The following is a 13031-nucleotide window of genomic DNA, read 5'->3' as shown; positions in this document are numbered from 1 at the left end:
CGGCCGCGGCCTCAAGTCTGGTCATGGGCGGCCTTCCCTCATCCCTCGGAGCCCCCCGCTCGATGCCACCCCGGGTGGCCCAACGCCGCCAAGGGGGGGGGGGGGGCCCCGGCACACTCATCGGCCCCATGGCGCGCCTAACCCTCCCCTTGCCCAAGGTCTGCGCAGCCACGCACCGTGCCGCCCGCCCACACGTCGTTGGAGTCCCCTATGACACTGCGCTACAGCACCGAGAGCACCCTTTTGCCGACGAACGCGCCTGACCTGCTCGACTGGGCGGCCGCCCACATCGAGAACCGTGGCTTCTACGACGGACGCGAAGGCGGCCTCTTCGGGAAGGGCGGCACCACCACCCGCTTCCTCGTGCCCAGCATGGTGGGTGCCTTCAACGTCGCGGCTGGCAACGGGCGCATCAGCACCGCCCGCACCTACGACTATCCGGCCCTGCATTCCGCCGAACGCCTCGCACTCGACGTGCTCTCGGACTATCTCGCGGGCGGAGCCATGCCGCATGACCCCCGCTTCGAAGACAAGAACCATCGCCGGTTCATCGTGCAGGACTGGGGACGGTGGGAAGGCCGAACCCGCGACGAAGCGGCAGCGGCCTTCCGCCACGCCGCCCGCCTCGCCGAACGCGCCCAGAGCGCCGCTGCCCGCCCGGGGCGCTCACCCCGGCCACGGCACCCCATCACCGCATCCGGCCTCCTCGAATGGGCCGCCGCCCACTTGGAGGACGTGACCATGAGGCCCGGCGGACTCACGCACGACCCGGACGGCTTCGCGGACACCGCCCCGTGCACCCTGCTGCACGCCGTCGACCGGGCGCAGCGCATCGCGGAGCCGATTCCCGCCGCCAGCCCCCTTCGCTTTCGCGCCTTCCGCCAGGCCCGTGGAAACGCACTTCAGGAGCTGTCCAGCCGCTTGGCCGGAGAGGACATCACCGCAGGACCTGACGAACCCGCCTACGAGGTGGACCGGCGCCGACGCGACATCATCCTGACGTGGGGCAACCAACCGGGCCGAAGCGAAGGCGAGGCGGTCGAGGCACTCCGTGCGGCCGCCCTGGCCGTGGCCGACGAGGCTGACGAGGCCGACGACGAGCAACAGCCCGAGGAGGCCGTGCTGTTCTGACCTACACCACCCGGCCGGGCCGGGCGCCCTCTCCGCGGACGCCCGGCCCTCAGGCGTTGCACGGCTAACCCAGCCGCGAGCCACGGTCAGCCCGGCCCACCGGAAGCCGCACCCCCACCTTCCGCGAGCGGGCCCAACCCTGCCCACCACGCCCGAAAATGAGTGCAGCCCCATGACCCAGGTATCCACCCTGCCCACCGCCGACCGCCAGGTGCACCGTCTGTACGCCATCGCCCGCCGGGCACGCACCGTCGCCGGCATCCTGGCCCACCCGCAGGCAACCGGTGACGGAGTCGAGTACGCCACCGCCCGCATCCTGCGCGCACGGTCCGCAGCGCGTCGGCTGCTGGCCCTGCCCGGTGTCGCGGACCACGAGGAGACGCCCTACGCCCTCTCCTTCCTCACGGCCGCCGAGCGCCAGCTGAACGCCCCGTCGACCGGGCTGCTGCGCATCGCCGCCGCAGCCCGACAGGCAGCAGACCACGCCGATGCCGCCGACGACGACTTCCCCGTGGTCGCCTTCCGCGACATCGAGGAGCGGTGCCGCCTCCTGGTCGACGCCGCAGTGGTCGAACCGGTCCTCGGACGGCGAGGCTGGAGCGCGCGCGACCGCGCGGCCAGCGACGCACTCCAGCAGCAGGCCGCCCGCTGGGGACTGACCAAAGATGCCGACAGCCCCCGTCGCGCCGCGCCGTCTCAGGCCGACTTCGCGCAGGCCGTGTCCGCGCACCTGTCCCAGCAGGCCGCCGCGCGGGCCGCCGCCCGCACCCAATGCGCAGCCGGGATCCGCTGCACCGAGTCCACCTGCCTGGCCTACGGCGCTGTCAAGGTCACGTACCTGGTCGACAGCTGGCTGTGCGCGGACTGCATCAAAGCCGCGAACACCCGACTGGCCGCCGAAGGCCGCGTTCCCGACACCGTTCGTCCGGTCCCCGGAGGCACCCCCGAGAACGGCCGCTACACCGTCAGGCTGTACAACGCCACCGGCAGGGGAGCCCGAACTGTGGAGTGCTCGAGCCCGCAGCGCGCCCAGTTCATCGCGGAGACCGAGCGCCCGTTCAACAACACCGGCTACACGATCCGGCTTGTCGCACCGTCCCAGAACTGAACACCGCAACCGCCCCTTGGGCCCGCCCCGCCATCCAGTGTGGGGCGGGCCCAAGGGGCGTAGTCGTCTTCCCGGAACTCAGGCGTCCCCCGCCGTGCCGGAGGCGGGCCGCTCCGCTCACGTACCCGACCGGTCGGTCTCGCATGCCGTTGCGCCGCTTGCCCATCACCACTTCAAGCTGCGCCGGCGGCCGGTCCACGGAACCGGCCCTGACCGAGAGGCAGCATCATGGGATGGACGTTCGAACGGCGCGACAAAAAGGTCCAAACCAACGCAGAGTACTTCGCCAGCAAATTCGACTCACGCTACAAGATCATCGAGCACGGGACCGTTGAAGGAGTCTTCTACGCCGCTGTCCGCGACCAGGCCACCAGCGAGGTCACCGCGTACGTTGCCCTGACCCGCTGGACCCGCGACCCCCAGTACAACTTCGGCTACAAGGAGCTGGACGAGAACTGCATGCCCGGCGACCACAAAGCGCCCAAGTCCGTCCTGAACGCACTGACTCCCACCACGCACGAGGACGCACTCGCCTGGCGTGCGCACTGCCGCCGCCACCACGCTCAACGCGACTTCCTGCGACAGCACTTGAAACCGGGAACCCGCGTCCGCCTCACCCACACCCAGTTCTTCACCGAGGGCACCCGCACCGACACGTTCACCTACACCCGACGCGGCCGCGGCCACGGCTTCCTGGCCATCGGCAGGAGCCGCTGCCGGATCCCGAACTGGCGCGACAACGTCGCCGCCCTCATCGCCCCGGACCACAAGGAGATCCTCACCCCTGTCGGCCAGGACGCTGACCAGACCCCCGCGCCTAAGCTGCAGCCGCAGGACACCGCCCCAGCCGCCACCTGAGGCCGCTCCCTCTCCACCTCCGAACGGTCCCGTCCCTGTACCAGGGCCGGGACCGCGCGTGTTGTCGCGGAGCACCTTTCCGGAGCTGTGGGCGCACACGGCCGAGCCGCTTCCGCGACGTCGTCCCTCCACATCCGCTGCCCGGCCACGACGCCTCCCCGGTGTTGCCGGGCTAACCTACGCCCCGCGCACGGTCCCTCCCGCCGCCCCGCCTCTTCGCGGAGCAGCCCCTGACCGGCCTACCGGCCGGCGGGTACCAACCCGGAAGGACCCCGCGTGTTCGACACACACGACACCCTCCACCAGGAACTCACCACCGCCGGCATCTACAGCGGTGTGTACGCCGCGCTCATGGCCTCCAAGCCGGCCCTGTCCGTCCGCACGCACGAGGACCAGGCAACCGGCCTGGTGTTCTTCGAACAGCGCCCCTGCATGCGCAGCAACCCGATCACCGGCACCATCACCTTCACCCTCGACTCCGGCGCCATCGTTCTGAACGCCAACGGCTACACCGGCCCTCGCTGGCACACCGCCCTGGAACGCCTCACCACCACCACGACGGACGCATGGTCGTGGCAGCCCGCGCCCGCGCCCGCCCACAAGCCGGGCACGCTCGATGGTGTCCTCCAACTCGGCGCGAACGTCACCGCCGAGACCCGCATCGGCAGCTCCCACCACCACGGCGACATCGCCGACGCCGGCCTCGCGCTGATCCCCGCCGACCGTGCCGCGTGCGAGTCTGCCTGGGCCCTGGGCGTCGCCGTGCTGGGAGTCCTGGTCACCGACGATCCCGCGTACCGCTCCCCGCTACTGCCCGCCCCCAGCATCCTCACAGCCCCCGCGACCGACTACCCGGCCGCCATCACCACCGTCGCGGGGGCCCTGGAGCTCCTGGACGAGAACGAGGACTTCGACACCGCCCGCGACCACGACCCAAACTGGCCCACCGAGGCCGAGGGCACGGCCGTCCGAGCCCTACGTGACCTCCGGGACGCCCTCATCCACACCGCCTCCGCCCATCAGGGCGAGCAGCCGGGGGAGCCCAACTCCACTGACCGCGGCGGGTGCTGCACCTGCCCGCACGTGATGGAGGTGTAGCCGCCACCATGATGCGGCCCGCCATGCCCTGACCCTCCGGTGGGCACCGGCCCGGCACCACTGCGGGCCGGTGCCCACCGCCCTGCCAGCACATCACCCGAACACGGAGAAGAACGTGGACACCGACAACCAGGCTGACCCGCCCGGCCTGAGCGCCTACTCGGCCAGCACCCAGGAGACGATCCGCTCTGAAGCCGACGTGTGGAGGCATGGAGACGTCACCTCCGCGCTCCGCTCGTTCGAGCAGACCCTCGAATGGGCGCGCGGACTCAACCAGGAGCAGCGCAAGTACCACAAGGCGGGGTACTGGTATACGAACGACAACATGTCGTATGCAGCCGTCGCCCTCGTCCAGAGGGAACTCAAGGACGACCCCGACTGCGACAGCCACCTCTGTCCCGCCGGTGCCGACTGCCACCCGAGGCCTACCACGTAACGCCGCCTGAGTAACGGCACATCCTGTGCCCCAGCATCGCGCCACCCTTCCCACCAACACCCCCAGCCCTCGGTCCCCGCTCCCTGCGCGGCGCCGGGGGCAGCCATCCTCCCCGCCGCCGCCTGCCTGGCGGGCCGCGCCCTTGCATGACTTGCCCCGCCCCGATCCACGGTCCGACCAACCCAACCCCTCACCCGTCGGACCGTGGAGCCACCGTGATGCCGCACACCAACACAGCACGACTCGCCCCGATTCCCGCTCCGGCCCTCACCGCTGAAGCCCGCGCCCACCACGCCGAACGGATGCGCGCACAACTCGCCGACTTCTGGGGCAAGCCACTACGCGGAATCCCGTACGGCATGGACCTCCTGCGGACCATGTTCATCACGGTCACCGCATACGACCTGCACCTCGACGGCGCGATGTACTACCTCGACCTGTGCGACAACAACGCTGCCGCCTACCGGACCAGCGACGTATGGGTAGCGCCGCACAGCATGGGCCAGCGCATTGCCGAACACCCGTACCTGACATCCGACAGCATCACGGTCGGCAACCTCGAAGACGTCGCCCCCGCCCGCGACGGACTCGTGTACTTCCCCACTCCCATCAGCCTCGACGGGCTCCACCCCATCCACGGCCTGGCCTGGCACATGGTAGGAACGGGCGAAGACCTCATCGTCGATTTCGAGACCATCACCGCCACCCGTCTCATCCCCACCCGCCTGCCACCGATGCTCGCGGCCAGCACCAAACTGCCCCGCACCCCGTACTGCCCCAACGGCCTGGCCACCCTGCGCGGAAACGTCCTCAACGGCTACAGCAACCCTGACCCGTTCGGCGCCGCCGGACCGGCAACCATCCTGGCCCTCCTGCTCGCCTTCTACGACCTGCGTCGCCCCACCACCGCCCCCGACAACCCGGACACGGCGGACGAGGACATCGTGAGCGTCCCCCAACACACCACCGAAGGCACCAAACCCCGCGCCCGCGGCCGCAAGAGCAAGCGCCCCGCCCGCGCGCCGCGCAAGCGCCACATCCGCATCATCCATGAACCCGCCCACACCCCGACCACCACCAGCCAACCCCGGCCAGCCGTAAACACCACCGAGCCCAACTGGAAGGACGACACGCTCCGCTGGGAGGTGTCGCAGAAGTACCAGAACCGCTGCCCGAACCCCCACCAGCACCGCGCCATCATTGAAGCGGGCGGCGAGTGCAAACCCGTCCGCGTCCCCGTACGCGCCCACGTCAACGGACCCAAGGGCCGCGACGTCGACCCCCGGCGCGCCGTCCGAATCGTGCCCGACCACCAGGCCGTCCGCCCATAGTGGCCGCGCCCCGGCCCCCATCACGCGCGTGGTGACGGGGCCCTCCCGTGCCCGGCACCGGCGCCCTGGCCGCCACACGACCGTCCGTTGTGCCGCTAACCCGCCCCGCCCTGACGCCGTCTCTGCCGCACTGCCCTCGAACTACGACCTCCGGCCCCGCCACCTGCGCGGGCCGGGGGCCGCGGTCCGTCCGGAGCCGGCACGCTTGCGACCTTTGCGGAGCACCAGGCCACGGTCCGGACATGACCCAAACCCACCGCGACAACCTGCGTCTGATCGCCCTCATCTCCGCCCACGACCAGACGAACGGCAACGCCCCGGACTCCGACGGAAAGATCGCCGGATACGACAGCTTTTCCCTCCTCGGAGCCGCGGGCCACCGCGCCCAGCTGATGTTCGAGGGCTTCGGCACTCTACGGAAGACCCTCAACCCACGGCAGCTCGAGGAGCTGCATCACCTCCTCGCCGCGATGTGGATGGACGGGTTCGCAGTCGGTGCCCGTTCCCAACAGCCCTCTGCCAGGCACGACGGGAGCACTGTGCAGTCCTGCTGTGCCGAGTGCGACCACCCCCGCACCGCGCACCGGGACGGAGACGACCCTGTCACCCCCGGACAGTGCATGGCCTGTCTCGTCGACGACGCGGGGCACGACATCGACCCGGCCAGCTGTCCGTGATGGCTCACCACACCCCGGCCCCGGACCCGCTTTCACGGTGCCGGGGCCGCCTCGCACCAGCGAGACCGCTGCGCCGCCTCCGAACGCGGGGAATCGGCGTACATCGGCCGCCGCACACCCGGCCCCGTCCCGTCCCGGCCGCAACGGAACGGGTTGCGGTGGTTGCCCAACGCGCAACCACAGTCCGGTCCAGGCCAAGACGGGGGCGCGGTGACACCCCACCCGCACCCCACCCCGGCCGCCCCCACACTCGCCGCCCCTGTCCCCGGCTCTACGCCAGGCAGCAGCAGGGGCAGGCCCGACCGACAGGGATCACCCGTGAACAAGAAGCCCGACCTGAACACCCCACTCGCCCAGCTCCGCGAGAACATCGCGAAGTGGAACGCGAGCCTGCAACGGCACAGCTCCGACGAGGCGCGAGGCACGGGCTTCGCCTTCGATATCGGGCTCCTGGACGAGCGCGATGACATCGCCGCGGAAATCGTGAAGGACTTCGGTCTCATCGACGAGACGATGTCCCAGCGCCGCATCATCGACAGCGCCACCCCGGCGGCATGGACCATCGACCGCCTCACCGACGCCCAGCTCACCGCCGCCAAGGCAGACTGGCCGGAACTGGCCCTGTTCGACGACACCACCGTGCGCCAGGTCGCCGACGTCCTCGGCATCTACATGGTCCGCTCCATGGCCCAGGAAGCCCGACGCAACGCCCCCGTCGTCCTCAACCCCCGCACAGAGTAAGGCAGGCCAGGCGGCCCCCTCTCCTAGCCCGCCCGGCAGCCTCCGGCCCCGGTTCCGCGCTCGCGGTGCCGGGGCCGTCCCGTGCCCGCGAGCCAGAGAGCACGGGCCGTCGGCCGCCGCCAGCTCCCCGCAGCCCCAGACGACGGCCGCGCTTTGGGCGCCTACAGCCGCCGGGTCCGTCTGGGCAAAGGGTTGTGGGACTAACGTGCCCGCAGGCCAGAGTCGGCCCAGCCGGGAACGCCCGCCACGAACCCCCTCTCGTGCGCTGTGAGCGACCGGCCCCGGCCGGGCCGCGCGATGGACGCGGACCCCCTCCCGCCCCGCGCGGCCCGGCCCACACCTGTCGCCCACCACACCAGGAGACCGACCGTGTCCATTCCGCCCGTCGCCTCGGCCGCCGCTCACCGAGCCCGCGCCATCGCCACCATCGCCCGCACCCGCACCACCAAGTCGGCGCCAGTCCTGGACGACGCCGGCCGCACCGCGCTGCGGAAGATCGCAGAGCTCCTCGACGAAGCCGCGCACGCCCTGGAAACGGAGCCTGCCACCATCGACAACGGCGGCCTTCACTTTCCGGCAGACGCCTGGCTCTCCCTTCAGGCTGCCGAAGCCGTCGCCCTCGCACACCCCGGCATCGGCATCCCCCGCACCCTCGGCCAATACGTCACCGCCGCCCTGTACCCGCACGACAAAGCGGAGAGCGAAGTCGACCTGCCCCTGACGCTGCTTCCCCGCGCCCCCAAGGCCATGGTCCGCGAGGCAGAGCTGTTCGGTCGGATCCACGGTCTGCACGGCGCTCTCCGGGTCGTCACGGACCAGGCGACCACCACGCTCGTGCTGGAAGACGTGTTCCGTCTGCACTGGCAGCACGCCCGCCTTGCCGACTCCATCGCCGCCGACCGCGCTCGATCCGACAGCGGCCAGACTCCCCTCCCAACCACCGTCGAAATCGTGACCCCGGCCACCACCGTGGCGCTGCGCCGAGCCCACGACGAACTCGGCCCCACCCTCACGTACGAGCTGAAGTCCGCATCCCTGTCCTGCTTCTCCCGCGTACATCCCCAGCCGTACCCCGCCGTCCGGATGGTGTCCCACCACGGCGTCACCATCCCAACCTGCGATGAGCACCGCGACGCGGCCGCCCACACGGCCCAAGAGCTGTACGACGCCCTCGACTGACCGAACCGGCTCCCTGGACGCGCGGTCGGACCGCCGTCCGCGCCCGGCCCGCACACCCAGTGGCCCGCCCCCAGCGCCGTGAACGGGGCGGGCTACTCGATGTGCCGGTCCGCCTGCCTGCCTTGCCGGCCGCCGCGCCACGGCCACGGGCACCTGCCGGGCAGAGCGGTGACCACCACCCCGCGCACTCGGGCCGATACCCCAGCGCCCTGGAGACGACCGTGCCCCTAAACCCGTGAACAGGCCACTAACCACCAGGAGGCCATGGAACTGGTCGCTTCCGATCGTGAACTGGCCCTCATCAGGGAACGGGCTTTAGCTCTCGACCCGCGTTCCGCCACCCACGCCCGCGCACCGCGATCTCGGCCTGACGCCGCAGTACCCCGCCCCGCACTGGCCCCCGGTACCCGCCTGTGGGTACCGGGGGGCGCCGTCTGACCCGCCCGCCGCGCTGTTGCGGAGCTTGCCGGCTCCCGAGCAACCGTGCACCACCAGCGGCGAGCGGGGGAGCTGCGGACAGCCGACGCTCCACCCCGCTCGGGCCGCCCCACGCAGACTGACGAGAGGCCCTACATGTCTGAGCACACTCACCTCGACTGGATCAAAGTCGAAGCCGCCACGACCCTGGTCCCCGAGGACCTGCGCGCTGAATTTCTGGGACGGCTTGAGGACGCTTCCTGGGTGCCGGTTCAGGGACGCCACCCGTTTTCGCAGGGATCCGCAGTCCGTACCGCGCTGAGCCGGATCCCGGACGCTCGCGAGGCCACCTATTCGCAGATGTGGACAGTGCACAAGGGCCAGGAAGGCGAGCAGCACCACACCGTCATCGGACTCCGGACGTCCCGGCAGGAGATCTTCTTCCTGGACGACGGAGTCATGACGATGCAAGGCGTGCTGATCCGGCCCGCGTCCACAACCGGCTGACCACCCGCACCGTGCCCGAATGCCCGCCTTCCGCGCGGAGGTCCGGTGGCCTTGTTGGGCTGGCCGCGCTGGTTGCCGGTGTTGCCGTGCGCCGGGCCACCGTACGGGCTACCGGTCCGGAGGGGGCGGTGACGACTCCCGCCCCCTCCGGACCGCTCCATCCCACCCCGCAGCCCAGAGGACCGTCATGGCCAAGCCCCACCCTGCACTCGCCGACGAGGCGCAGACCGCGCCGACCACCGGCGCCCGCCCGAACTCGTACGTCACCAACGATGAAGGCGTACCGATGCTGTGCAACTGCATTCCCGACCACGCACAATGTGGGGTCTACGCCACCGCCCGCCTTTCGGCCAGCCCCAGGGGCACCATCTACGCCTGCGATGACTGCCGGGCCGACCACGCCCGCCGCGCCGCACGCCTCGCGGAGATCACCGCGGGTGCCCGTCCCACCGCCGACACCGCGGCCCACCGGGTGCGGGCATGGGCCGACACCATGAAGGGCCGAATCGCGTATGGCATCGACGTCCACCAGGGCAGGTCCGTGTCGGTCGGCGTCGAAGACGCCCGCGCCCTCGCCGACCACACCTCCACCCCGGCCCAGCGCGATCAGTTGCGTGCCGCCGTCACCACCTTCCTGACCCACGCCGATGGTGAGCCGCGCACCGTCGCCCCCAGCCACGGCACCCGCCCGCCGCTGTTCACCTACGACGTGTTGGTCCTTCTGGACCAGGAGGAGCCCGTCGACGGCGACGACGACAGTTTGACGTGCCCGAATGGCAACCGCCCGCCGGAGTGCACCGAAATCGACCCGTGCGAGGCATGTACCCAGGACGCAGACGCGGAGGCAGCGGAGATCGACGCATCCATGGGCCTGCACGAGGGGACCAACGACGGTGCCCGCCGAGGCCCGTTGGACACCTACGAAGTGACCGTGTTCCGCACCGAGATGATCTCCTTCACCCTGCCCGCAGTTTCCGTTCGGGACGCCGAGGAACGCTACCTCCAGGACGGAGAAGAGACCGACAGCGAGACCGTCAAGTTGCGCGTCGACTCCATCAAGCGCCTGGATTCCCAACTCACCTGACCGACGCCGCATCACGGTGGACGACCCGCCCCTCATCCAGGGGCGGGTCTGCGGCGTCTTCCCGCACCGCCTCGGGCTCGATCCTGCATGACACCCGCCTCCGGCCCCTGGTCCTGCCAGTTGTACGTGGGCGGGGGCTACGGCCATGCCCGCCCCGCCTCCGCCCCGGGTGCCCAGGCTGGCCGACCGGGGCGGGTTGGTGGAGTGAGCCCCTCGGGACGGCCCCCGCGCGCCGGCGGCCACGGAGGCCACGGAGGCCACGGAGGCCACGGAGAGAGGTTGTGGCCCTAACCACGCCCTGTCCGAGGATGGGTTCAGCCGCAAGGCCCCGCCCGGTCGGGCGGCCCCAACGCGAGAAAGCGAACACCATGACCAACGACCCCCGCCCCGAGTCCACAACCAGCATCGCCACACTGACGCGGGAGACCGTACGCGTACTGGGGGAGGGGTGGACCTGCGGGATCGGCCCGTACGCCACGTACGGCACGATCGAAGGATGCGGCGTCGGAAGACTGCGCCTGTACGTCACCGAAGATGACGGGTTGTGCCTCGGCTGGCACGATTACGAGCCGTATCCGGTACCGGTGGAACTGCCCGGCGAGCCGCAGGACGCCGACGAGCTGCGTGCTGCTGCTGAAACCATTGCACGCCTTGTCCGCGACACCTACGGGCCGCCTCTGCCGGGCACAGAGGACGCCCTCCCGGCGCTGGCCATCGCGCGCCGCACAGCCAAGCTCCTCGGCGACGGCTGGCACGCCGAGTTCTACAGCGCTGCGCCCGAGGGCACGACGGCGCTGGTCGCGTCTTCCGAGAGGGAGGACACGGAATATGAGTGCCCCATGATCTTCCTGAACCGGGATACGGATGAGCTCTCCCTCTGCGGCCTTCAGACGGAGCTTCCGCTTGGCAGACTGCGCCCCAAGGCCCTGGACGAGCATGCAGCCGCCGCCGCCCGTCTCATCCCGGACCTCCTCTGACTCTCAAGACCGTCCTGCCCCACTAATCCGCCAGGGCATTCACGTCGCCCCCGAGCCGACCCGGCCGGGGGCGCCCGCATGCCCGCGTCCCGACCCGCCAGGATCGGCCGTCCGTCCGGGGCCCGTCTGCCCGGACCGGCCCCCTCGTCAGGGCCGCTGTGGATTGTGATTGCCGGAGTGTCCTGCGCCGGGACAGCTCAGTACATCGAGGGCCTTGGCCACTTGCGTGCCCTCGGCCTGCACACGGCCGAGCCTGACCATCCGACGTCCCCACCACCATCGAGCGCTAGCACCTACGAGGGCTCAGGCGACATGCCGGTGAGGCCCTACCCCAAACCTGGTCGCCGGCCCCCTCCGTGCTCGGCCCACAAGTCCCGACACCCGCACGGGTGTCGGGGGCCACCGACCGTCCGCCCCGGCACCCCCTGCTCCGCTGCAAGTTGCGGCCCTAGCCCGCCGCCCGAGAACGCTGCTCCGCGACCGGCCGGACGTCTCCGCGTCGGAGGCACCCCACCCATCGGAGGGCAGCAACCATGACCACAACCAACACCACCGGAACCGCTGAGCACGTCCTCTGCAAGTCCAAGGCGCACCGCGGCCAGGAAGTTGGCGGCAACCTTCTCCCGCGAGAAGAGATGCCAGTGCGGAACACGGGCACGACGAGCACAGGGCACCGAGTGCCCGTGCTTGGAATCGCAGGCGGCACCGCCTCGGGTAAGTCAACTCTCGCGAAGGCATTGGCGCTCCGCCACCCCGGGGCTGTGGCTCTCATCCACATCGACGACTTCTACGTGCCCGAGCGCGATCCACAGCGTGGGATCCGCACCCTGAGCGCCACCGGTGCCGAAACGCTGGATTGGAACCACCCCGGCTCCATCGACGAGGACGCCGTGGCTGCTGCGGTTGACGCAGCAGCCACAAGCGGCCAGCACCGAATGGTTGTGGTTGAGGGCCTGTTCGCCCTCGCCCTGCCCAAAGTCGCTGTCCATGCCACCTGGCGGGTCTACGTCGACACCCCCGATGACATCCGTCTGGCCCGCAAGTTGTTGCGCAAGATCGAGATCCAGCGCAAGGACCCACTGATCTCCTTGCGCAATTACCTGCTCAGCGGCCGCGAACGCCACGCAGAACACGTCGCCCCCTCCCGCCACCGGGCCGATCTCGTTCTCGACGGAACGATGCCGACAGCGGACCTGCTGACTGCGGTCGATCACCTGGTCGGTCAGGACCTTGCACCCGCCCTCTGACCGACGTATACGCCCGGGGCTCGGCCTCCATCTCGCTCTGCCGCATCCCTGCCCACACCACCACCATCCGCCGCATAAGGACAACGCCCGCGCCTGACCCGCAGCACGAGGCCCGGCCCCGCACCGGCCTCCCGCGACCGGCACACCGCGTCCGACAGCCCGCCCCATCCGAGGGGCGGGCTGTTCCGGCCCGCCGGAACGTAACCAGCGCGTCGGCCGCGTCGCGCCGTCCCGCTCCTT

At 70.7% G+C, this 13031-nt stretch carries 13 protein-coding genes; all 13 read left to right on the top strand.

The window, feature by feature from the left end:
• The first annotated feature begins 210 nt into the window (after positions 1-210).
• The 13 genes from ACIBEI_RS48395 (at position 211) to ACIBEI_RS48335 (ending at position 12791) form a co-directional block, all read left to right on the top strand.
• Positions 211-1131 (top strand): DUF6197 family protein, encoded by a 921-nt coding sequence (locus ACIBEI_RS48395; RefSeq protein ID WP_398897813.1) that lies wholly within the window; start codon positions 211-213, stop codon positions 1129-1131.
• 172 nt (positions 1132-1303) lie between these two features.
• Positions 1304-2239 (top strand): hypothetical protein, encoded by a 936-nt coding sequence (locus ACIBEI_RS48390; protein ID WP_398897811.1) that lies wholly within the window; start codon positions 1304-1306, stop codon positions 2237-2239.
• Positions 2240-2467: 228 nt separating this feature from the next.
• Complete coding sequence (locus tag ACIBEI_RS48385; protein WP_398897810.1) at positions 2468-3097, top strand: DUF6927 domain-containing protein; 630 nt, start codon at positions 2468-2470, stop codon at positions 3095-3097.
• Between the two features lie 276 nt (positions 3098-3373).
• A complete protein-coding gene (locus tag ACIBEI_RS48380) occupies positions 3374-4195 on the top strand; it encodes a hypothetical protein (protein ID WP_398897809.1) in 822 nt (273 codons plus the stop codon).
• Positions 4196-4310: 115 nt separating this feature from the next.
• Positions 4311-4631, top strand: coding sequence for a hypothetical protein (locus tag ACIBEI_RS48375; protein WP_398897807.1), 321 nt, complete (start codon positions 4311-4313; stop codon positions 4629-4631).
• 218 nt (positions 4632-4849) lie between these two features.
• On the top strand, positions 4850-5962 hold the full coding sequence (locus ACIBEI_RS48370) for a hypothetical protein (RefSeq protein ID WP_398897805.1): 1113 nt from the start codon (positions 4850-4852) through the stop codon (positions 5960-5962).
• A gap of 242 nt (positions 5963-6204) precedes the next feature.
• Entirely contained in the window at positions 6205-6639 is a 435-nt protein-coding gene (locus ACIBEI_RS48365) for a hypothetical protein (RefSeq protein WP_398897803.1), read from the top strand.
• Positions 6640-6957: 318 nt separating this feature from the next.
• Positions 6958-7380 (top strand): hypothetical protein, encoded by a 423-nt coding sequence (locus tag ACIBEI_RS48360; protein WP_398897801.1) that lies wholly within the window; start codon positions 6958-6960, stop codon positions 7378-7380.
• 369 nt (positions 7381-7749) lie between these two features.
• On the top strand, positions 7750-8559 hold the full coding sequence (locus ACIBEI_RS48355; protein WP_398897800.1) for a hypothetical protein: 810 nt from the start codon (positions 7750-7752) through the stop codon (positions 8557-8559).
• Positions 8560-9132: 573 nt separating this feature from the next.
• Positions 9133-9483, top strand: coding sequence for a hypothetical protein (locus ACIBEI_RS48350; protein ID WP_398897799.1), 351 nt, complete (start codon positions 9133-9135; stop codon positions 9481-9483).
• A gap of 187 nt (positions 9484-9670) precedes the next feature.
• Positions 9671-10567 carry a hypothetical protein gene (locus tag ACIBEI_RS48345; protein WP_398897798.1) on the top strand — a complete coding sequence of 299 codons (897 nt, stop codon included), beginning with the start codon at positions 9671-9673 and terminating at the stop codon, positions 10565-10567.
• Positions 10568-10935: 368 nt separating this feature from the next.
• On the top strand, positions 10936-11544 hold the full coding sequence (locus ACIBEI_RS48340) for a hypothetical protein (RefSeq protein WP_398897797.1): 609 nt from the start codon (positions 10936-10938) through the stop codon (positions 11542-11544).
• Positions 11545-12077: 533 nt separating this feature from the next.
• Positions 12078-12791, top strand: a complete 714-nt coding sequence (locus ACIBEI_RS48335) for a uridine kinase (protein WP_398897795.1) — start codon at positions 12078-12080, stop codon at positions 12789-12791.
• The last annotated feature ends 240 nt before the right edge of the window (positions 12792-13031 follow it).

Source organism: Streptomyces sp. NPDC050988, assembly GCF_044456225.1.
In the GTDB taxonomy this organism is placed as follows: Bacteria; Actinomycetota; Actinomycetes; order Streptomycetales; family Streptomycetaceae; genus Streptomyces.
This window is presented reverse-complemented; position numbering and strand designations above follow the sequence as displayed.